The sequence below is a fragment of the Nocardiopsis changdeensis genome, from assembly GCF_018316655.1.
Classification (GTDB): domain Bacteria; phylum Actinomycetota; class Actinomycetes; order Streptosporangiales; family Streptosporangiaceae; genus Nocardiopsis; species Nocardiopsis changdeensis.
In genome coordinates, this window is sequence record NZ_CP074133.1 from 5,917,341 (window position 1) to 5,938,577 (window position 21,237).

Genomic DNA, 21,237 nt, shown 5'->3' on the forward strand with positions numbered 1-21,237 from the left:
GCGGGCTAGTTAGAGGGCCGGCCCGCCACCGTTAGTCGACTACTCATTGTGCCAGACACCCGCGGGTTCCTTGGACAGCCCCACGGCGTGGCCTACTTCTCAGGCAGCTTGAATCCCGACAGGTCGGGCATGTTCGGCATTCCGCCGCCGCCGAACGCGGGGGGCAGCTGCGGCTGCTTGCCGCCGCCGAGCCCCGGCGGAAGCTGCGGCTGGGCGTTCTCCTGCTGCTCCTTGCGGCGCTGCTGGCGCTCCAGCTCCTGCTGGCGGGCCTTCATCGGGTTGCCGCTGCGCTGCTTGCCCTTCTTCTTCTGCTGGGCCTTGGCCTTCTTGCGGGCCCCGCCGCCACCGCCCATGCCGGGCATGCCGGGGATCCCGGGCATGCCGCCGTTCTTCATCTTGCGCATGACCTTCTGCGCCTCGAAGAACCGGGTGACCAGGTTGTTGACGTCGCCGACCTGCGTGCCCGAACCGTTGGCGATGCGCAGCCGGCGCGAGCCGTTGATCATCTTGGGGTTGGCCCGCTCGCCGGGCGTCATCGACTGGATGATCGCCTGGAGGCGGTCCAGGGCCTTGTCGTCGATGTTGTCGATCTGCTCGCGCATCTGGCCCATGCCGGGCATCATGCCGAGCAGGTTGCCGATGGGGCCGAGCTTGCGGACCATCATCATCTGCTGGAGGAAGTCGTCCAGCGTGAAGTCCTCGTCCGACGCCATCGTCGAGGCCATCTTCTGGACCTCGGCCTCGTCGAACGTGCGCTGCGCCTGCTCGATGAGCGTGAGCACGTCACCCATGTCCAGGATGCGCGAGGCCATCCGGTCCGGGTGGAACAGGTCGAAGTCGTCCAGCTTCTCGCCGGTGGAGGCGAACATGATGGGACGGCCGGTGATGTGCCGGATCGACAGCGCGGCACCGCCGCGCGCGTCGCCGTCGAGCTTGGTGAGGGCGACCGCGTCGTAGCCGACCCCGTCCAGGAAGGCCTGGGCGGTGTTGACCGCGTCCTGGCCGATCATCGCGTCGACGACGAAGATGATCTCGTCCGGCGACACGGCGTCGCGGATGTCCGCGGCCTGCTGCATCATCTCGGTGTCCACACCGAGGCGGCCGGCGGTGTCGATGATGACGATGTTGTGGTTGTTGCGCCGCGCGAACTCGATGGAACCGCGCGCGACCTCGACCGGGTCGCCCACGCCGTTGCCGGGTTCGGGCGCGAAGACGGGGGCGCCGGCGCGCTCGCCGACGACCTGGAGCTGGGTGACCGCGTTGGGACGCTGGAGGTCGGCGGCGACCAGCAGCGGCGTGTTGCGCTGCGCGGCCAGCCACTTGGCGAGCTTGCCCGCCAGGGTGGTCTTACCGGCGCCCTGGAGGCCCGCCAGCATGATGACGGTGGGCGGGTTCTTGGCGTAGCGGATCTGCCGGGTCTCGCCGCCGAGGACCTCGATGAGCTCCTCGTTGACGATCTTGATGACCTGCTGGGCCGGGTTGAGGGCCTTGGAGACCTCCTCGCCCCGGGAGCGCTCCTTGATCCGCGCGATGAAATCACGGACCACGGGCAGGGCGACGTCCGCCTCCAGCAGCGCGAGACGGATCTCCCGCGCGGTCGCGTTGATGTCCTCCTCGGACAGGCGCCCCTTGCCCCGCAGCGAGGAGAAGACCGATGTCAGCCGGTCGGAAAGCGTCTCGAACACGAGTGTGGCCAGTCCTTCGTCTCGGAATTGGTCTCTAAGCCTACCCGGACCTCGTCACACCGGCGGAAACCCGTCGGGGGCCCGGAACGGGGAGGAGGGGCCGGGAAACCCCGGCCCCTCCCCCACCCGGACGCGGAGCGTGTCAGTTGCCGCCCCCGTCCTCCTCGCTCTCCTCGCCCGCGGGCTCCCCGCCGCCGGACAGCGTGGCCTCGCGCTGCTCGTTCAGGGCCTCCAGCATGCTCTCCTGCTGGCTTCCGGGCAGGCCCCGGGTGCTCAGGGTGGCGTTGCCGTCGATCGTGTACGTCTGCTGGGTCTGGCTGACGATGTTGTAGTCGGCGCTGCACGACAGGTCCAGCGTGCCGCCCGCCTCCAGGTTCCCGCTGTCGTCGCAGGTCTGCTCGCCGATCTCGGAGTTGCTGAAGGTCACGTCCATGCGGACGGCGACCGTCCCGCTGCCGGTCCCGGCGGCGTCGCGGACGGTGCCCGACCAGGTGCAGTTGGGGCCGTCCTCGCAGGTCATCTCGGCCTGGCCCTCCCAGCCGACCTCGATGCGCGCGTCGCGCGAGGAGCCGAGCTCGTCCGTGGTGGCGGCGATGACCCCGTCGTAGAGCTCCTCGACGGCGGCGGTGTCGGCCTCGGCCAGGTCCAGGCGGACCTGGGGGCCGCTCTCGGCCTCCGGCGCCACGAGCTCCTCGATGGCGATGCGCTTGATCTGGCCGCTCTCGGCGTCGATCCATATCTGGTTGCGCTCGCCCGCCAGGTCGACGCGGTGGGTGAGGGTGCCGTCCAGGTTCTCCTCGACGGCCTCGTCCGACTCCAGCTCGATGCCGCCCAGGATCTCGGCGAGGACCGGCGGGGCGAGCACGGCGCTGGGGTCGATCCCGGCCTGCGCGCCGGAGGCCCGCACCCAGTTGCCGCCGAACTCGTCGAAGTCGGGCGCGAAGACGCCCTGGTCGAGCCAGAAGTCCTCCAGCGCCCGGATGAAGATCCGCCCGTCGGCGCTAATGAGGTCGGCCTCGATGCTGCCGGAGCGGATGGTGCCGTTGGCGGCGCCGCCGTCGGCGACGGTGAGCGAGGCGTCGCGCACGTCGGCGCCCACGCTCTCGGCGACCTGGCCGGTGGCGACCAGGCCCTGGTACCCGGCGAGGTCGGTCAGCGCCTGCTCCACGAGGGGCGCGGCGGCCACCGGCTCGGCGGGCTCGGGGCTGGGCTCCTCCTCGCCGCCGCCGGGGCGCAGGTTGCTCAGGTCGATGGAGCATCCGGCCAGGCCGAGCACGACCGTCGCACCCGCCGCGGCGAGCACGGTGCGCCCGCCCCTGCGAAGCCTGTTGTGAATGACCGGCGCCATCTTGCCTCCTGACCCCGCGGTGCGGGGCACGTACGAATCAGCGTGGTTTCTTCCGGGAGTCCGGCCGGGGTGCACCCCCTCGACCTGTTCGCCCCCTGGGATGCGCCCGCGCGCCCCCGGGTTCGGGTCGGCATGGGCGCTTCGCGCGATCCGGCCGTACGACCGGCCTCGGCGGCGTCCGGCGCCCCGACCGCGCCGCCCCGCCAGGGTATCGAACCACAGCACAGAACACGGCCAACATCCGGTACGAATGCCCCCATATGCCACATCGGCGGTGGTTCCGTGGACGACGACGGGGCCGGCGGGGATCACTCCCCGCCGGCCCCTGGGTCACCTCACCGCGTCAGCGGCGCAAGACCTCCGGCCTCAACGTTGAAGACTAGGCCTTGACCTGCGATGAGGCCGTCTCCCCGCCCGGAGGCGTCGGCGAGGAGACCGCTTCCGCCTCCAGCTCGTCGAGTTCGTCGAAGGCGTAGGCCGACTCGGCGTGGAGCTCGTGGTCGAGCCCGTTGGTCTCGACCTCCTCGGGGATGCGGAACCCGATGATGAGGTCGATGACCTTGCCGATGACGAAGGTGATGACGAAGGAGTAGAGCATGACGCCGACCACGGAGACGGCCTGGACGGCGAGGAGGCCGACACCGCCCCCGTAGAAGAGGCCGGCGGAGCCGCCCGTGACGTCGGCGGCCAGGAAGCCCAGGGCCAGGCAGCCGATGATGCCGCCGACCATGTGGATGCCGACCACGTCCAGGGCGTCGTCGTACTTGAACTTGAACTTCCAGCTGATGGCGTAGGCGCAGACGCCGCCGGAGACGAGGCCGAGGATGATCGCGCCGACCGGGGTGAGGTTGGCGGCGGCCGGGGTGATGGCGACCAGGCCGGCGACGGCGCCGGACGCGAAGCCCAGGGCGCTGACCTTGCCGTAGCGGATGCGCTCGACGAGCATCCACGCGGCGGTGGCGGCGGCGGTCGCGACCTGGGTGTTGACCAGGGCCAGGGCGGCGGTGCCGTCGGCGACGTAGGCAGAGCCGGCGTTGAAGCCGAACCAGCCGAACCACAGGAGCGCGGTGCCCAGCAGGACGAACGGCAGGTTGTGCGGGCGCATCGACTCGGAGCCGAAGCCCTTGCGGCGGCCGAGCACGAAGGTCAGCGCCAGGGCCGCGGCGCCGGCGTTGATGTGGACCGCGGTGCCGCCGGCGAAGTCGATGACGTTGTAGCCGCCGATGGTCATGCTCTCGATCCAGCCCTCGCCCCAGACCCAGTGGGCGACGGGGAAGTAGACCAGCAGGGCCCACACCGGGACGAACAGCAGCCAGGCGCCGAACTTGGCGCGGTCGGCGATGGCACCGCTGATCAGGGCGACGGTGATGATGGCGAACATCATCTGGAAGCCGGCGTCGACCAGCAGCGGGTAGGAACCGGGGCCCTCACCCGAGTTCTCGCCGATCAGGCTGGTGAGGCCGACGTAGTCGAAGCCGCCGATGAACGCCTGCAGGGGCCCGAAACCCTCGGAGTAGGTCAGCGAGTGGCCGACCAGGACCCAGAGCATGCTCACGATGGCGATGCTGGCGAAGCTCATCAGCATCATGTTCAGGACGCTCTTGGCCCGCGACATGCCTCCGTAGAAGAAGGCCAGGCCCGGTGTCATGAGCATCACGAGCGCGGCACTGGTCAACAACCAGGCTGTCGTGCCGGTGTCAATCATTACGTCGCCTCCATAGGACGGACGGGGGATTGTCTGTGAGGGCGGCAGTCAGCGAGCGCATCATCGGGCCCGATGCAGAACACCACGCAGGCAACTGTCCGACCGGGGTGTTTCTCGGTGGCGCCCCACGTGTTGCACGGGCGTAAAAGGACAGCCAGCCGTGTTAACGCCCCGTGAACGGACCCCCCGCATGCGGCCAATGCACGTGCACCGGCGCAGGGCGACCGCCCTCGCATCGACTCTGGGCGACGTTCGCGCAACACAGCGTCACATCTCACGGCGATAACGGAGTCATTGCCAGGAAGTCACCCCTCCGTGTAACACCGGTATTTCAATTGCATGACGTGGGTCACAGTAAGCTCGCGCGACTCCCCCGGAGACGCCGGCGGTACACCGCCCCGTGTCGGGGGCGGCTAAGCCGCCGTGGAGGGGTCCGCGCTCAGCCGAGGATGGCGTCCACGAACACCTCGGGGTCGAACGGCGCCAGGTCGTCGGGGCCCTCCCCCAGGCCGACCAGCTTGACCGGCACGCCCAGCTCCCGCTGGACCTGCACGATGATGCCGCCCTTGGCGGTACCGTCCAGCTTGGTGAGCGCGATGCCGGTCACGTTGACCACCTCGGCGAACACCCGCGCCTGGCGCAGGCCGTTCTGGCCGGTGGTGGCGTCCAGCACCAGCAGCACCTCGTCCACCTGGGACTTCTTCTCCACCACGCGCTTGACCTTGCCGAGCTCGTCCATCAGGCCCGTCTTGGTGTGCAGGCGCCCGGCGGTGTCGATGATGACGGTGTCGGCGCCGTCCTCGATGCCGCGCGCCACCGCGTCGAAGGCCACGCTGGCCGGGTCTGCGCCCTCCTCCTTGCGCACGACCGGGGCGCCCACCCGCGACCCCCAGGTCTGGAGCTGCTCGCTGGCGGCTGCGCGGAAGGTGTCGGCGGCGCCCAGGACGACCGAGCGGCCGTCGCCCACCAGCACCCGGGCCAGCTTGCCCGTGGTGGTGGTCTTCCCGGTGCCGTTGACGCCGACGACCATGATGACCGCGGGGCGGTCGCCGTGCGGCGCGGTGTGCACCGCCCGGTCGGCGTCGGTGCGGATCTGGGCGAGCAGCTCCTCGCGGAGCAGGGCGCGGACCTCGTCGCGGTCGCGGGTCCCCAGCACCTTGACCTTGGTGCGCAGGTTCTCCACGATCTGCGTGGCCGAGGTGACGCCGATGTCGGCGGTGATGAGGGTGTCCTCGATCTCCTCCCAGGCGTCCTCGTCGAGGGAGGAGGAGGACAGGAGGTTGAGCAGCCCCTGGCCCAGGGCGCTCTGCGAGCGGGCGAGCCGGGCGCGCAGCCGGACCATGCGTCCGGCCGAGGGCGGGGGCGTCTCCAGCTCGGGTTCGGCGGGCGGTGCGGGGGCCGCGGTCGCGCCCGCCGGAGGTGCCTGGGCGGGCGGGAGGAGGTCGGCCCCGCCGTCCTTCTCCCGGTCCTCCGGGGTGGTCGGCTGGGGCTCGCGGGTGACCTCGGGAGCGGTCTCCTCCTCGCCCGGCGCGACCGAACGCCGGGTCCTGACCAGGAAGAATCCGCCGACGGCCGCGAGCACGAGGACGATGGCAAGACCTGCGTACAAGTAGATTTCCATAGCCCGCCCAGTCTCCCAGAGTGTTCGACGCATTCGCATCACACCGTGGTGGCGTGCCGGGAACGAACCGGTGACCGGGCACGGGCCCGTTCAGACGGAGCGGTGGCGTGTGGTGCGCAGGATCAGCACGAAGAACGGCGCCCCCAGGAACGCGGTGACCACCCCGATCGGCAGTTCGGCCGGTGCCGCGACGGTGCGCGCGACGATGTCGACGGCGACCAGGAAGGCCGCGCCGACGATCATGGTCACCGGCAGGACGGCCCGGTAGCTCGACCCCACCAGCCGGCGCACGATGTGCGGCACCACGATGCCGACGAACCCGATGAGGCCGCTCACCGAGACCGCCGCGGCGGTGGCCAGGGAGGCGGCGGAGATCACGGTGATCCGCACCACGGCCGGGTCCAGCCCCAGGCTGACGGCCTTGTCGTCGCCCAGCGCGAGCATGTCCAGCAGGTGGCCGCACACCAGCAGGACGAGCATCCCGGTCACCGCGTAGGGGGCGATCAGGCGCACGTCGTCCCAGCCTCCCCGGCCCAGTCCGCCCAGCAGCCAGGCGTAGATGCGCTGGAGCTGGTCGGTGCCCATCTGCTGCACGAACGTCTGGACGGCCGACAGGAACGAGGACACCGCCACCCCGGCCAGGACGAGCGCGGCGGTGCCGCCCCCGCCCGCGGTGGTGCCGAGCAGGTAGGCGGCGGCGACCCCGGCCAGGGCCCCGGCGAAGGCGGCCACCGGCACCAGGGCCCGGGGCTCGTCGCTGATCTGGGCGCCGAAGACGATGACCGCGGTGGCGCCCAGCCCGGCCCCGGCGGCGGCCCCCAGCAGGTAGGGGTCGGCCAGCGGGTTGCGGAAGACGCCCTGGTAGGCGGCGCCCGCGGTGGCCAGCAGGGCTCCGACCACGGCGCCCATGACCACCCGGGGCAGCCGGAGTTCGACCAGCAGGGCCGCCTGCCGCTCGGTGAGCGGTGACTCCACGTCGAGCGGCAGGAGGCTCAGCAGGTGCAGGACGATGTCGGACGCGGACAGGGAGGCCGCTCCCGCGGAGACCCCGAAGAGGACGGCCGCGGCCAACAGGACCAGGCCGCCCGCGCCCCAGCCGAGGGGGACACCGACAACGCCCCGGGGCACTACTTGTCCGCGTTCTCGAGGACGGCGTCGCCGACGAGCCGGGCGAAGTCGACCACGCGCGGCCCCCAGCGGGAGGCGATGTCGGCGTCGAGCAGGTAGACGGCGTCGTTCTGGACGGCGGTGACGGTGTCGAAGGCGGGGCGCTCGGCCACGGCCCCGACGGCGGCCTCGTCGCCGTAGGACAGGAAGATCAGGTCGGGGTTCTCCTCGACGATGTACTCCTGCGAGAGCTGCGGATAGCCCCCGGCGGTGCCGTCGTCGGCCGCGTCGGCGATGTTGACCAGGCCGAACGAGGAGTAGACCTGGCCGACGAAGGTCTCGGAGGTGGCGGCGAAGGGGGTCTCGTCCAGCTCCTGGTAGAAGCTCAGGCCGCTGTCGCCCGCCTCGGCGCAGACCTCTTCGACGACCTCGGCGAACTCGGTCTCGACCCGGGTCGCCTCGGCGTCCGCGTCCTCGCTGTGGCCGGTGGCGTCGCCCAGCAGGCGGATCTGGGCGTAGGTGTCCTCCAGGGTGGCGGCGGCCGGCAGGACCAGGGTGGGGATGTCCACCTCGCCGAGCTGCTCGGCGACCTCGGCGGTGCTGTCGGACATGACGACCAGGTCGGGGTCGTACTCGGTGACGGCCTCCACGCTGGGGGTGAACCCGCTCAGGTCGGTGGTGGGCGCCTCGGGCGGGTGGTTGGAGTACTCGTCGGCCGCCTCCACCAGGTCGCCCGCGCCGATGGCGAAGAGCATCTCGGTGTGGCTCGGGGAGAGGGAGACGATCCGCTCGGGGGCGGCCTCCAGGGTGACCTCGCCGGTGGCGTCGGTGAGGGTGACCGGGAAGGTGCCGTCGCCGACGCCGGGGCGGTCCGGGTCGGCCGCGGGCGGCGCGCAGGTCGCGGCGGCGGTGTCGGTACCCGGCTCGGCGGACTCGGCGGGCTCGGGCTCCTCGCCCTGGCCGCCGCAGGCGGTGAGGGCGAGTGTCGCGCCCAGCAGGACGGCGGGAAGTCGGTGTGCGATCCGCACGGTGCTCCTTGGGGAACCGGGGGAAGGGGAGCGGCCATGGCGGAGGACGGCCCTGTCCCTCCCACGAGGACGGTGGCGTGCGGTGTCGGTCAGGCGACCCGGCTCGTCCCCGCCGGGGCGGGGCTTCACGGTTGCGGGGCAGCGCCGGGTTGGGCGGCCGTGGCGGGCCGCGGTACCGGACTTCGCTTTGTCGACACCGGCCGGTCGCCCGTGTACGGGGCGGATCGGCCCCACCACTGTACTGGCCGGCGCCCGGCGGGCACCGGCCGGGGCGGCGCCGGGTCCGGCCCGGCGTTCGCGGCGGGCGAGGGCGGAAAAGGGACCCGGTACCACAATTCAGGACTCCGGGAATCTACCCAAAAGTGAACTTCATCCGCTTTCTCACCTTGCGAAACACACGTCACTTGGGAGCGTTTTCATCCTCTGTGTGGCCATATTGAGTCTTGGTGAACATTGACACGGAGATGGCACACAGCAATGATCTCGTTGCTATGCGCGCCATTTAACCGAGTAAGGACTTGACGCGGTGTATAGCCCCAACCGTGTACCCCGTACCCCCACGGGCTGTCCCGCCACCATTCCCCCGGCGTCCCGAGGCGCGCGCAGAGAAGGGATGTGTTGACAAGGTGGCACCCCACCGTAAACACCTGGCGTCACTCGCCGGGCTGACCCTGCTGGCGGGCCTCGTCTCCGCCGCCCCGGCGGGAGCCGACGAGATCTCGGAACTCGCGCCCCTGCACCCCGTTCCCGCCCCCGGCGACGGCGAACTGGTCCACCAGGCGAACGGCCTGTGGTTCATCGAGCTGGAGAGCCCGCCCACCACCCAGGGCACCTCCGAGTCGAAGGTCGACGCCGAGCAGGACGAGTTCCGCACCGAGGCCGAGGCGTTCGGCCTGGAGTACGACGAACGCCACTCCTTCAGCGACCTGTGGAACGGCTTCTCCGTCGAGATGGACGACGCGCAGGTGAGCACCGCGCGCGAGATCCCCGGCGTCCGGGCCATCTACCCCGTCGTCACCTACCAGATCCCCGAGGTGGACGAGAGCGTCCCCGACCTCGACACCGCCCTCCCCATGACCGGCGCCGACATCGCCCAGAACGAGCTCGGCCTCAGGGGCGAGGGCGTCCGGGTCGCCGTCATGGACACCGGCGTCGACTACACCCACCCCGACCTGGGCGGCGGCGGCTTCCCCAACGACCGCGTGGTCACCGGCCACGACTTCGTCGGCGACGACTTCAACGCCCAGGACCCGGCCGCCGTCCCGGTGCCCGACTCGGACCCCCAGGACTGCAACGGCCACGGCACCCACGTCGCGGGCATCGTCGGCGCCGAGGGCGAGGTCACCGGTGTGGCCCCCGACGTCGAGTTCGGCGCCTACAAGGTGTTCGGCTGCTCCGGCTCCACCACCTCCGACATCATGATCGCGGCCATGGAGCAGGCGCTGGCCGACGACATGGACGTGCTCAACATGAGCATCGGCTCCTCCCACTCCTGGCCGCAGTACCCGACCGCCACCGCCGCCGACAACCTGGTCGACGAGGGCATGGTCGTCGTCGCCTCCATCGGCAACGAGGGCGCCACCGGCCTGTACTCGGCGGGCGCCCCCGGCCTGGGCGAGAACGTCATCGGCGTCGCCTCCTTCGACAACACCCACGTGCGGACCGCCACCGCCCTCGCGCGGCCCGGCGGCGAGCCCGTCCCCTACATGGAGATGGACGACGCCCCGGTGCCGCCCACCTCGGGCGCCACCGACCCGCTCGCCGAGGCCGGCCGGGCCTGTACCGCCCTCGGCGACGAGGTCGGCGACATGACCGGGCGGACGGCGCTCGTCATCCGCGGCGGGTGCACCTTCGCCGAGAAGTACGACGCGGCCGTGGCGGCCGGCGCCACCGGCGTCGTCATCTACAACAACGTGCCCGGCCTGTTCGCCGGCGGCGGCGTCGCGGCGGGCGACGCCTTCTCCGTCGGCGTCTCCGACACCTCCGGCGCCCACCTGCTGGAGCTGCTGGAGGGCGGCGAGCCCGTCACCCTGGAGTGGACCGAGCAGACCTCCACCGTCCCCAACCCCACCGGCGGCCTGATCAGCTCCTTCAGCTCCTACGGCCTGGCCGCGGACCTCTCCGTCAAGCCGGACATCGGCGCCCCCGGCGGCCTGATCAACTCGACCTACCCGATGGCCAAGGGCGGCTACGCCACCATCAGCGGCACCTCGATGGCGTCGCCGCACGTGGCCGGCGGCGTGGCCCTGCTCCTCCAGGCCCGCCCCGACCTGGACGCGCACGAGGTGCGCACCGTCCTCCAGAACAGCGCCGACCCCCGGGCCTGGTGGGGCAACCCCGGCCTCGGCCTCCTGGACAACGTCCACCGCCAGGGCGCGGGCATGCTCGACGTCCCCGGCTCGGTGCTGGCCGCCTCCACGGTCACCCCGGGCAAGCTGTCCCTGGGCGCGACCGGGGGGCCGGCCACGGAGACCGTCACCATCACCAACGACGGCGACGAGGAGGCCGTGTACGAGCTCTCCCACGAGAGCGCGCTGGGCACCCACGGCGACACCTTCGCGCCGAGCTTCAACGACGGCTCCGCCGACGTGGCGTTCGACTCCGACAAGGTGACCGTCGCCGCGGGCGACTCCGTGGACGTCCGGGTCACCGTCACCCCGCCCGCCCGCGACTACGAGCAGATGGTCTACGGCGGCTACGTGGTGGTGTCCCAGGTCGGCGGGGAGACCTTCCGGGTCCCCTACGCCGCCTACAACGGGGACTACCAGGAGATCACCGCGGTCACCCCGACCGAGTACGGGCTGCCCTGGCTGACCCGGATCACCGGGTGCGCCGCGTTCTCCGGCCTGGAGTGCGCCGACGGCGGGACGTTCGAGAACCGCCCCGACGGCGAGACCTACACCCTGGAGTGGGTGGACGGCCTGCCCGACGCCCCCTACGTCATCGCGCACCTCGACCACCACGTCTCCAGGCTGGAGCTGGTGGTCATCGACGAGCGGACCGGCCGCCCGGTCCACCCGCGCAACAACATCGCGGTGTCGGTCGACCACGTCGGCCGCAACGCCACGCCGACCTCGTTCCACAGCTACGTGTGGGATGGCACCTACGTCGACGCGCACGGCCGCGTCAAGGACGTGAGGGACGGCGAGTACCGGCTGGAGCTGCGCGCCCTCAAGGCGCTCGGCGACGCCGGGAACCCCGACCACTGGGAGACCTGGACCTCCCCGGTCATCACCATCGACCGGGGCTGACCCCTCCCCGGCCCGCGGCCGTCCCCTCTCCGGGAGGGGGCGGCCGCCCCCTTTTCCCGGGTCAGGCGGAGCGCTCGATCTTCTGGCTGATGACCTGCGAGATGCCGTCGCCCTGCATGGTGACGCCGTACAGCGCGTCGGCCGCCTCCATGGTGCGCTTCTGGTGGGTGATGACGATGAGCTGGGAGGACTCCCGCAGCTCCTCGAAGATCACCAGCAGCCGCTGGAGGTTGGTGTCGTCCAGGGCCGCCTCGACCTCGTCCATCACGTAGAACGGCGACGGGCGGGCCTTGAAGATCGCCGCCAGGAACGCCACCGCGGTCAGCGAGCGCTCGCCGCCCGACAGCAGCGACAGCCGCTTGACCTTCTTGCCGGGCGGGCGGGCCTCCACCTCGATGCCGGTGGTGAGCATGTCGTCGGGGTCGGTGAGCAGCAGCCGCCCCTCACCGCCCGGGAACAGCCGGCCGAAGATCGCCGAGAACTCGCGCTCCACGTCCAGGTAGGCGGAGGCGAACACCTCCTGCACGCGGGCGTCCACCTCCTGGACGATGTCCATGAGGTCGCGCCGGGTCTTCTTGAGGTCCTCCAGCTGGGCGTTGAGGAAGGCGTGCCGCTCCTCCAGAGCGGCGAACTCCTCCAGCGCCAGCGGGTTGATCTTGCCCAGCTGGTTGAGCTGGCGCTCGGCCGCCTTGGCCCGCTTGAGCTGGACCTCGCGCACGTACGGCACCGGGACGCCGTCCTCGCCCGCCTCGGCGGGCGGCGGCACCGGGACGGTCGGACCGTACTCGGCGACGAGGGTGGGCACGTCCACGCCCATCTCCTCCATCGCCTTGGTCTCCAGCTGCTCCAGGCGCAGGCGGCGCTCGGCGCGGGCCATCTCGCCGCTGTGCGCCGAACCGGTGAGCTTCTCCAGGTCGACGGACAGCTCGCGGACGCGGGCGCGCACGGTGCGCAGCTCGGCGTCGCGGGCCTCCTTGCCCGCCTCGGCGGCGCCCCGCTCGGACTCGGCGGCGGCCAGCGAGGCGGCGATGCGCTCCAGGGCCAGGCGGGCGCCCTCGGCGACGGCCTCGGCGAGGGTGGCCTGCGCTCCGCGCAGGGCGCGGCGCTGTGCCGCGCGCTCGGCGGCCCGCCGCTCCTCGGCGGCCTGGACGAGCAGCTGCTCGGCGCGGCCCGCGACGGCGCGGGCGCGCTCCTCGGCGGTGCGCACCGCCAGGCGGCGCTCCATCTCGGCGGCGCGGGCGCGCGAGGCCTGCGCGGACAGCTCGTCGCGCACCTCCGGGTCGGGGGCCTCCTCCTCCAGGGAGGCGGTCATCTCCTCGGCCTCGGCGTGCCGCTCCTCCAGCCGGGCCAGCTTCTCGACGTCCTCCGCGCGGGCGGCGGCCGCCTTGGCCGCCGCAGCGGCGTACCTCGCGGACTCGGCCTCGGCGGAGCGGGCCTGCCCGCCGAGCTTGCCCAGGCGCTGGGCGGTCTCGTTGCGCTTGCGCTCGCCCTGGCGGCGGCGGGCCGCCAGCTCCTGGACCCGGGCGGACAGCTCGGCCCGCTCGGCCTTGGCGGCGTCCAGCTCCTCGGCCGCGGCGGCCGCGGCCGCGGTGGCGGTCTCCAGCCTGGCGGCGGCCTCGTCGACGGCGGCCTGGACCTCCAGCAGGCTGGGCGCGGCGGCCGAGCCGCCGTGGGCCAGCGCCCCGGCCAGCACGTCGCCGTCGGGGGTGACGGCCCGCACCGCGGGCAGCTTGGCGACCAGGTCGCGGGCGGCGGCCAGGTCGGCGGCGAGCAGCACCCGGTCCAGCAGCGCGGTGACCGGCCCGGCCAGGTGCTCGGGGGCGGTGACCGCGTCCACCGCGTAGCGGACCCCGGGCGGGGGCTGGGGCCAGTCGGCGCGCGGCACGGCGGGCACGGCCCCGGCGATGACGATCCCGGCCCGGCCCGCGTCCTCGGCGCGCAGGAGTTCGAGGGCGGCGACGGCGGTGTCGGGGTCGGCGACCGCGACGGCGCCGGCGGCCGCGCCCAGCGCGGCGGCCACCGCGGCCTCCCGGCCGGGCTCCACCTGGACCAGGGACGCCAGCGAGCCGAGCAGTCCGGGCAGGTCGGAGCCGAGCAGGGCGGCGGCGCCGTCCCTGCCCGCCAGCCCCAGTTCGAGGGCCTCCTTGCGGGCGGCCAGCGCGGCCCGCTCGCCCTCGGCGGAGCGCTCGGCGTCGCGCAGCCGGTTCAGCTCGGACTCGACCGCGGCGAGCGCGGCGGCGGCCTCCTCCTGGGCGGCGTCCAGCTCGGCGTCGCCCTCGTCGAGGCCCGCCGCCTCCTCTGCGGCCATCTCGTACTCGGCCTGGGCCTGCTCGGCGCGTTCGGCGGCCTGGGCGGCGGCCTCCTCCAGCCGGGTGATCTCGGCCTCGCCGGAGGACAGGCGGCCGCGCAGCCCCTCCACGCTCGCCGACAGGCGGACCAGCTGCTCGCGGCGCTCGGCGGCGGCCCGGCCCGCGGCCTCCAGGCGCTTCTCCTCGCGGTACAGGGCGTCCTCGGCGGCGCTGCGCTCGGCGACGGCGGTCTCCAGGACCTCGCGGGCCTCGTCCAGGCGGGCCAGCAGCTCCTCCTCCTGGGCCGCGGCCTCCTCGGCCTCCATCTCCAGTTCCGCGGGGTCGCGCCGGTGGGCGGGCTCGTCGCCGACGGAGGCGAGGTTGCGGAAGCGCTCGGCGGCCAGTCCGCGCACGGCGTCCAGTCGCTCGGTGAGCCGGGACAGCGCGTGGTAGGTCTCGGTGGCGCGGGCCAGGGCGGGGGCGGCCTCGGCGGCCTGGGCCTCCAGCTCGGACTCGCGCTCCTGGGCCTGGGCGAGGGAGGCCTCCACCGCCGCCCGGCGGCGCAGGACGTCCTTCTCGTCGGCCTCCTCCTTGGCGAGCTGCTCGGTGAGGGTGACGATGTCGTCGGCGAGCAGCCGCAGCCGGGAGTCGCGCAGGTCGGCCTGGATGACGGCGGCCCGGCGGGCCAGCTCGGCCTGGCGGCCCAGCGGCTTGAGCTGGCGGCGCAGCTCGGCGGTGAGGTCGGTGACCCGGTCCAGGTTGCCCTGCATCGCGTTGAGCTTGCGGATCGCCTTCTCTTTGCGCTTGCGGTGCTTGAGGATGCCCGCGGCCTCCTCCACCAGCGAGCGGCGCTCCTCGGGGCCGGCGTGCAGGACGGTGTCGAGCTGGCCCTGGCCGACGATGACGTGCATCTCGCGGCCGATGCCGGAGTCGCTGAGCAGGTCCTGGATGTCGAGGAGGCGGCAGGTGTCGCCGTTGATCGCGTACTCCGAGCCGCCGTTGCGGAACATGGTCCGCTTGATGGTGACCTCGGTGTAGTCGATGGGCAGCGCGCCGTCGGTGTTGTCGATGGTGAGGCTGACCTCGGCGCGGCCCAGCGCGGGGCGGGTGGAGGTCCCCGCGAAGATGACGTCCTCCATCTTGCCGCCGCGCAGCGACTTGGCACCCTGCTCGCCCATCACCCAGGACAGGGCGTCGACGACATTGGACTTGCCCGAGCCGTTGGGGCCCACCACACAGGTGATGCCCGGTTCGAAGCGCAGGGTGGTGGCCGACGCGAACGACTTGAAGCCGCGCAGCGTCAGATTCTTCAGGTACACCCACACCTCCCGCAGTGGCCACCGGGCGTTCGCGCCGCGCTTTCCGGGGAGGGAAGGCGGGCCGACCCGTACAAGGGTGCCACGAAGAGGCGACAGGGGTGCGGGGGTCGGCGCGGTGTGCCGGTGGGGGACGCGCCGCCGGGCGGAGCAGGTCCGCCCTGCGCGTCGCGTGTTCGTACGTTTCCTCCCGGCTTTCCCGGGAGGAGTCGAGGAGGGGGGATCACCGGCGGACACGGAGGGTTGTGACGGAGTCCGCCGGGTACTAAAAGGAAAAGAGGCCGCAATGGAAAAGGAAAGACTGCGGCGCGGTGGACTTGTGGATCCGGTGGGAATCCCACCGGTGAGGATTCAGGGACGCCCGGACGATACAGCGGAAAGGCGTCCCCACTCCTGGATTCGTGCGCGGTGCGCGCGGCCGGTCATCGCCGGGCGCGGAACGCGCGGATCAGGCGAGCGCGGGCTCGCGGTCGGTGGCACCCGCGACGTCGCTGACCGCCATGCTGAGCTGGTCGTTGCGCGCCTGGAGCCGGCTGACCTCGTCCTCGAGGTCGCGTACCCGCTTCTGAAGCCGTCGCATCTCCTGGACCATACGAGGGTCGGAGCCGCCGACGTGGCCGAACAGAGCCTTCGCCATGATGTGGGTCCTCCACACTGAGTGACCAGTTGTGATTTTGCGCATGCGACACCCCGCGGGATTTCTTTCTCCATGATGTGCGATTCGCTTTCATGGACGTTTCTTCCACGCGGGTGGAAGGCTGCGCGGTGTGCCTTCCAGAGTCTCACTAGGCGCGCCACTGGTCAAGATTGGATTACAAACACTCGGTAACCACTCTGATCCGGAGTGAGAAGACCCGGGCAGGTGGTGTCAACACGATGCGAAGAAGGCCGCCCCGGCCGGGCCGGAGACGCGCGGGAACGCACGATGACGGCCGACGCACCTCACGAGACCCTGCCACGAGCCTTCGGTACCGACCGTCGCGGTCGCGGGGTGCGCTCGAATCGCGTTACCCCTCCAGGATACTCACCGCTCGACGAAACCGGTGAACGTACCCCCGACCGGACCCCAACGTTCGACCACAGAGTCCACACGGCCGGGTGTTCCGCCGCCCTTGAGGCGTTCAAGAAGCTCCTCGCAGGCTTTCCGGGAACCCTCCGCCACGACCTCCACACGGCCGTCCGCGAGGTTCGTGGCGGCCCCGACCAGCCCCAGTTCCAGCGCCCGGGAACGCGTCCACCAGCGGAAACCCACTCCCTGGACATGTCCGCGCACCCACGCGGTCAGTCGGACGACCTCGTCGCCGCCGCTCATTGACCGTTCCTCTTCCTTACCTTGGGGAGACACTTTCCTCACTGTGCGGTCCTCTGGGCCGTTCCGACCCGGAAAACCCCACCCGCCCCACCCGTCACAGTCCCGTCAGGCGGTGCGGGACCTCCGCGGGGGTCTCTGGCACGAGGGGCAGCTGAACGAGGAGCGGTTCATGAACGACTCCCGCACGATCGGGGAGGCGCACCGGCCGCACGGCCGGTCCTCCCGCCCGTAGGCGTTGAGTCCCCGGGCGAAGTAGCCGCTCTCGCCGTTGACGTTGACGTAGAGCCCGTCGAAGGTGGTGCCGCCCACCGCCAGCGCCTCCGTCATGACGTCGCGCACGTGCCCCAGCAGTTCGGTCGCCTGGGCCCGGGTCAGCCCCCGGGTGCCGCGCCGCCCGTGCAGGCCGGACCGCCACAGGGCCTCGTCGGCGTAGATGTTGCCCACGCCGCTGATCAGCGACTGGTCCAGCAGCGCCCGCTTGACCTCGGTGTCCCTGGCGCGCAGCGCGCGCACGAACGCCTCCGGGACGAACTCCGCGTCCAGCGGGTCCAGGGCGATGTGGTCGACCGACGCCGGCACGTCCGCCCGCTCCCCCGGCACGTCCACCATCAGGTGGCCGAAGGTGCGCTGGTCGACGAACCGCAGCTCGTTGCCGTCCGACAGCGGCAGCCGCACCCGCAGGTGCTTCTCGTCCGGCTTGCCCTGCGGCTGGACCAGCATCTGGCCGCTCATCCCCAGGTGGGCCAGGAGCATCGACCCGTCGTCCAGGGCCAGCCACATGTACTTGCCGCGGCGCAGCGCGGCCGTGGGGGTGCGCCCCTCGAGCCGGGCCGCGAAGTCGGCGGGGCCGGGGGTGTGCCTGCGCACCGCGCGGGGGTGCAGGACCTCGACCCCGGCGACGGTGCGTCCCACGGCGTGGGCGGCCAGCCCCCGGCGTACGACCTCGACCTCGGGCAGCTCGGGCATCGGGGTACCTACCTCTTTCCGTTTCCGGCGGCCTCGGATCGGGCCTTGATCGCCTTCCAGGCGGACTCGGCGGCCTGCTGCTCCGCCTCCTTCTTGCTGCGGCCCTCGCCCAGGCCGTAGCTCTCCCCCGCGACCCTGACCGTGGCCCGGAACGTCTTCTGGTGGTCGGGGCCCGACTCGTCCACGTGGTACTCGGGCACGCCCAGCATCTCCGCGGCCGTCAGCTCCTGGAGCGAGGTCTTCCAGTCCAGGCCCGCGCCCAGCCCGGAGGCGGTCGCGATCAGCGGGTCGAACAGCCGGTGCACGAACTCCGAGGCGGTGTCCAGGCCCCGGTCCAGGTAGACCGCGCCGATGATGGCCTCCAGGGTGTCGGCCAGGATCGACGACTTGTCGCGCCCGCCGGTGCCCTCCTCGCCGCGGCCCAGCCGGATGTAGGCGCCGATGCCCAGGCCGCGGGCCACGTCGGCCAGCGCCCGCATGTTGACGACCGCGGCGCGCAGCTTGGCCAGCTGCCCCTCGGGCAGGTCGGGGTGCTTGCGGAAGAGCGTGTCGGTGACCACCAGGCCGAGCACGGAGTCGCCCAGGAACTCCAGGCGCTCGTTGGTGGGCAGGCCGCCCTTCTCGTAGGCGTAGGAGCGGTGGGTCAGCGCGCGGACCAGGATCCTGGGGTCGACCTCGACCCCGATGGCCTGGTGGAACGCCTTGGTCTCGGCGGAGGAGAGCTGCGTGGCCACTCGTTTCACTTCCCTGTTCGGGCACGCCGGTGCGGCGCGCGTGCGCGGTCGCGGACGCACGGCCCGACCAGGGTGCTCGAAAACGAGGTGAGCGTCGCGGGAGCCGACGCCGGACACGGCGCCCGCTCCCCCGGCGGCCACCACGAACTCGGGAACTCCGGTGCGGTCCGCGGGCCGGCCGTCGCGTGGACGGTAGGACGGGGCGGGGGCGGCTCGGGGCGTGTTCGCTCGCGTCCTCCGGTCCGTCTCTCGCGGCGCCGCCCGCGTCCGGAGGGCCGGACCCGGGCGGGCCCCGCCGCGCGGTGCCGCGCGGCACCCCGGAACGGTCGTCCTGCGAGAGATCGCCTGGAGGCCGCTCGTGCCGGACGGCACGAGGACATCCGCGGAACACACCCTGGGCCGTCCCTCGGTCACACTCTACAAATCCCGGCCCGTCCGCGCCTCCCCCGCGGGCCCCGGACAGCGTTCGGGGCGGGTCCGTGGTACGGACCCGCCCCGGGGGCAGGAGTCGGGTGCGGTGACCCGAAGACCTGGCATACGCGGTTACGCCGGGTTGACGACCTGGCGGTTGTTGTAGGTGCCGCAGTTCGGGCAGGCGACGTGGGGCTGCTTGGGGTCGCGGCAGCGCGGGCAGTTGACCAGCACCGGGCGCGACGCCTTCCACTGGGAACGGCGGGTCCGGGTGTTGCTCCGCGACATCTTCCGCTTCGGGACGGCCACTTCAATCCTCCTGGGTCACCCCCGCGCGGATCGCGGGAGGTCGCTTATCTGGTCAACCCCGCGCACTGCGGGGTGTGCTCCGTAGAACGGGGCGCCCGGCACGGGGCCGGGATCATCCCCGTGGTGCACGGGGAAGGGCTGTTGTCACTCGCCGGGCCGCTCCGCGAGGTCGCGGAGCGCCTCCCACCGGGGGTCGACCCGGTCGTCGTGACCGTGGTCGGGTCCCGCGTCGGCGAGTCGGGCACCGCACTCCGAGCACAGGCCCGGGCAGTCCGGGTCGCACAGCGGCGAGAGCGGGAGGGCGAGGACGACGGCGTCTCGGACCACGGGTTCGAGGTCGAGCAGGTCGCCCTCTAGATAGTAGTCCTCATCGTCGTCGTCCGCTTCCAGGTCCTCCTGGTGGAGGCCGTCCTCGTCGGCGGTGTACCGGAACATCTCCTGGAAGCCCGCCTCGAAGTCCTCGGAGAGGGGGTCGAGGCAGCGCGAGCACTCGGCCGTGACCTGCCCGCGCACGGTCCCGGTGACCAGGACGCCCTCCATCACCGCTTCGAGGCGCAGGTCGAGCTCCAGCTCGCGGCCCTCGGGCACGGAGGACATCGCGTTCGCGAACGCCTCGGGGACGGTCACGATGCGCTGGACCGTCCGCATCGACCCCGGCTGGCGGCCCAGCGCCTGGGTGTCGACCACGAACGGGTCACGGGGATTGAGACGAGACAGGGTCATCGGGCTTTCACGAGGATTCCGGGAGCCGGGCGGTCCGCCGGTGGCGGCCGGTACCGGCCCGCGCGCACGCCGAAGACGGCGACGCACATGGTCGAACCTGGATTCTACCCATCACGTCCCCGAGCACCCAAATCAGCTCCGGAAGGCCCGCGTATCAGCCGTTCGCGGTGTACTTCTCGCGCAGCCGGTCCTGCACGTAGGGCGTCACCAGGTTGGAGACGTCGCCGTGGTACTGGGCGATCTCCCGGACCAGGCTGGAGGACAGGAAGGAGTACTGCGGGTTCGCGGTCATGAACACCGTCTCCACCCCGGACAGACGGTAGTTCATCTGGGCGATCTGGAGCTCGTAGTCGAAGTCGCTGACCGAACGGAGGCTGCGCACGATGGTGTCGATGCCGTTGGCGCGGCAGAAGTCGACCAGGAGCCCGTCGAACTCGGCGACCTGCACGTTGGCGAGGTCCTCGGTCCCCACGCGGAGCATGTCGAGCTTCTCCGGGACCGTGAACAGGCCCCTCTTGTTCACGTTGTTGAGCACAGCGGCGACGACCTCGTCGTACTGCTTGGCCGCCCGGCCGATGATGTCGATGTGACCGTAGGTCACCGGATCGAAGGAACCCGGGCAGACGGCACGGCGCACGGTGGATCGCCCCTTTCGGACATGGCGTTCGAGTACCGCGATCGTAGGGGTCGCCCCCGGTACGGATTCGGGCAACTCCCGCTTAGTGGCCACTTTCCCCCCGTCACCCCCACTGCGGGAGGAGGCGCGCCGGGGAGTCCGGGAGGCGCGGCGCCTTGGCTACGGTGGTGCCATGACCCGCATCATCGCCGGGACGGCCGGGGGGCGCCGCATCTCCGTCCCCGACGGCCGCACCACCCGCCCCACCAGCGACCGGGCCCGCGAGGCCCTGTTCGCCTCCGCCCAGTCCGACCTCGGCCCGCTGACGGGGCTGCGGGTCATGGACCTGTACGCGGGCTCGGGGGCCATCGGCCTGGAGGCCCTGTCCCGGGGCGCCTCCCACGCGCTGCTGGTGGAGGCCGACCGCAAGGCGGCCAAGGTGGTGCGGGACAACATCGACGCGCTGGGCCTGCCCGGCGCCCGGCTGGCCGCCGACCGGGTGGAGCGGGTGGTCGCGCAGGACAACCCGGACGGGCCCTACGACCTGGTGGTGGCGGACCCGCCGTACGCGGTCACCGACGCCGAGATCGCCGCCGTGCTCGCCGACCTGGCCTCCCGCTCCTGGCTGGCCGACGGCGCGCTGGTGGTGGTGGAGCGCTCCAAGCGCACCGCCGAGCCCGCCTGGCCCGCCGGCCTCGCCCGCGACCGCAGGCGCGGCTACGGCGAGGCCGTCCTCTGGTACGCCCACTACTCCGCCTAGGCCGGGCCCTCTCGTACCTCCGCCGCGCTTCGGCCCGCCCGCCGGGCGGCGGAAGGC

16 protein-coding genes are annotated in these 21,237 nt (G+C 72.2%); 2 read left to right on the plus strand and 14 right to left on the minus strand.

Features of this window, described 5'->3' with window-relative positions; translation table 11 throughout:
- Window positions 1-92: 92 nt before the first annotated feature.
- The 6 genes from ffh to KGD84_RS26675 all read right to left on the minus strand — a co-directional run bounded on the left by ffh (window position 93) and on the right by KGD84_RS26675 (window position 8,494).
- The gene (ffh, locus tag KGD84_RS26650) at window positions 93-1,685 is read right to left on the minus strand and encodes a signal recognition particle protein (protein WP_220563096.1); all 1,593 of its coding nucleotides are present in this window, start codon (window positions 1,683-1,685) and stop codon (window positions 93-95) included.
- Between the two features lie 142 nt (window positions 1,686-1,827).
- Entirely contained in the window at window positions 1,828-3,033 is a 1,206-nt protein-coding gene (locus KGD84_RS26655) for a hypothetical protein (protein ID WP_220563097.1), read from the minus strand.
- 379 nt (window positions 3,034-3,412) lie between these two features.
- Window positions 3,413-4,738, minus strand: coding sequence for an ammonium transporter (locus KGD84_RS26660; protein WP_220563098.1), 1,326 nt, complete (start codon window positions 4,736-4,738; stop codon window positions 3,413-3,415).
- 439 nt (window positions 4,739-5,177) lie between these two features.
- Window positions 5,178-6,359, minus strand: coding sequence for a signal recognition particle-docking protein FtsY (gene ftsY, locus KGD84_RS26665; protein WP_220563099.1), 1,182 nt, complete (start codon window positions 6,357-6,359; stop codon window positions 5,178-5,180).
- Between the two features lie 90 nt (window positions 6,360-6,449).
- The gene (locus KGD84_RS26670; protein ID WP_220563100.1) at window positions 6,450-7,487 is read right to left on the minus strand and encodes a FecCD family ABC transporter permease; all 1,038 of its coding nucleotides are present in this window, start codon (window positions 7,485-7,487) and stop codon (window positions 6,450-6,452) included.
- Window positions 7,487-8,494, minus strand: coding sequence for an ABC transporter substrate-binding protein (locus KGD84_RS26675; RefSeq protein WP_220563101.1), 1,008 nt, complete (start codon window positions 8,492-8,494; stop codon window positions 7,487-7,489). The genes KGD84_RS26670 and KGD84_RS26675 overlap by 1 nt, the downstream gene beginning before the upstream one ends.
- Window positions 8,495-9,120: 626 nt before the next feature.
- Here KGD84_RS26675 and KGD84_RS26680 point away from each other — a divergent pair.
- Complete coding sequence (locus tag KGD84_RS26680) at window positions 9,121-11,745, plus strand: S8 family serine peptidase (protein ID WP_255646829.1); 2,625 nt, start codon at window positions 9,121-9,123, stop codon at window positions 11,743-11,745.
- A 61-nt stretch (window positions 11,746-11,806) separates the two neighbouring features.
- On the opposite strand, the gene smc is transcribed toward KGD84_RS26680, so the two are convergent.
- From smc to coaD, 8 genes are all read right to left on the minus strand, one after another.
- A complete protein-coding gene (gene smc / locus KGD84_RS26685) occupies window positions 11,807-15,352 on the minus strand; it encodes a chromosome segregation protein SMC (protein ID WP_220563102.1) in 3,546 nt (1,181 codons plus the stop codon).
- Between the two features lie 445 nt (window positions 15,353-15,797).
- Window positions 15,798-15,986, minus strand: coding sequence for a hypothetical protein (locus KGD84_RS26690; protein WP_220563103.1), 189 nt, complete (start codon window positions 15,984-15,986; stop codon window positions 15,798-15,800).
- Between the two features lie 387 nt (window positions 15,987-16,373).
- Window positions 16,374-16,661: an acylphosphatase gene (locus KGD84_RS26695; protein ID WP_220563104.1), complete on the minus strand. Its 288-nt coding sequence runs from the start codon at window positions 16,659-16,661 to the stop codon at window positions 16,374-16,376.
- Window positions 16,662-16,766: 105 nt separating this feature from the next.
- Window positions 16,767-17,627: a bifunctional DNA-formamidopyrimidine glycosylase/DNA-(apurinic or apyrimidinic site) lyase gene (gene mutM / locus KGD84_RS26700; protein ID WP_220563105.1), complete on the minus strand. Its 861-nt coding sequence runs from the start codon at window positions 17,625-17,627 to the stop codon at window positions 16,767-16,769.
- 8 nt (window positions 17,628-17,635) lie between these two features.
- Window positions 17,636-18,361, minus strand: a complete 726-nt coding sequence (gene rnc, locus KGD84_RS26705; RefSeq protein WP_220563106.1) for a ribonuclease III — start codon at window positions 18,359-18,361, stop codon at window positions 17,636-17,638.
- Window positions 18,362-18,904: 543 nt separating this feature from the next.
- Window positions 18,905-19,081: a 50S ribosomal protein L32 gene (gene rpmF, locus KGD84_RS26710; protein ID WP_220563107.1), complete on the minus strand. Its 177-nt coding sequence runs from the start codon at window positions 19,079-19,081 to the stop codon at window positions 18,905-18,907.
- Between the two features lie 144 nt (window positions 19,082-19,225).
- On the minus strand, window positions 19,226-19,804 hold the full coding sequence (locus tag KGD84_RS26715) for a YceD family protein (protein ID WP_220563108.1): 579 nt from the start codon (window positions 19,802-19,804) through the stop codon (window positions 19,226-19,228).
- Between the two features lie 154 nt (window positions 19,805-19,958).
- Window positions 19,959-20,441 carry a pantetheine-phosphate adenylyltransferase gene (gene coaD, locus KGD84_RS26720; RefSeq protein WP_220563109.1) on the minus strand — a complete coding sequence of 161 codons (483 nt, stop codon included), beginning with the start codon at window positions 20,439-20,441 and terminating at the stop codon, window positions 19,959-19,961.
- Between the two features lie 172 nt (window positions 20,442-20,613).
- Between coaD and rsmD the strand changes: the two genes are divergently transcribed.
- Window positions 20,614-21,180, plus strand: coding sequence for a 16S rRNA (guanine(966)-N(2))-methyltransferase RsmD (rsmD, locus tag KGD84_RS26725; protein WP_220563110.1), 567 nt, complete (start codon window positions 20,614-20,616; stop codon window positions 21,178-21,180).
- Window positions 21,181-21,237 lie beyond the last annotated feature (57 nt).

What these genes read in the sequence shown, in the direction of transcription:
- KGD84_RS26655 (WP_220563097.1), bottom strand. Translation starts at nt 3,033, where the DNA reads ATGGCGCCGGTCATTCACAACAGGCTTCGCAGGGGCGGGCGCACCGTG.
- KGD84_RS26660 (WP_220563098.1), bottom strand. Translation starts at nt 4,738, where the DNA reads ATGATTGACACCGGCACGACAGCCTGGTTGTTGACCAGTGCCGCGCTC.
- ftsY (WP_220563099.1), bottom strand. Translation starts at nt 6,359, where the DNA reads ATGGAAATCTACTTGTACGCAGGTCTTGCCATCGTCCTCGTGCTCGCG.
- KGD84_RS26690 (WP_220563103.1), bottom strand. Translation starts at nt 15,986, where the DNA reads ATGGCGAAGGCTCTGTTCGGCCACGTCGGCGGCTCCGACCCTCGTATG.
- KGD84_RS26695 (WP_220563104.1), bottom strand. Translation starts at nt 16,661, where the DNA reads ATGAGCGGCGGCGACGAGGTCGTCCGACTGACCGCGTGGGTGCGCGGA.
- mutM (WP_220563105.1), bottom strand. Translation starts at nt 17,627, where the DNA reads ATGCCCGAGCTGCCCGAGGTCGAGGTCGTACGCCGGGGGCTGGCCGCC.
- KGD84_RS26715 (WP_220563108.1), bottom strand. Translation starts at nt 19,804, where the DNA reads ATGACCCTGTCTCGTCTCAATCCCCGTGACCCGTTCGTGGTCGACACC.
- rsmD (WP_220563110.1), top strand. Translation starts at nt 20,614, where the DNA reads ATGACCCGCATCATCGCCGGGACGGCCGGGGGGCGCCGCATCTCCGTC.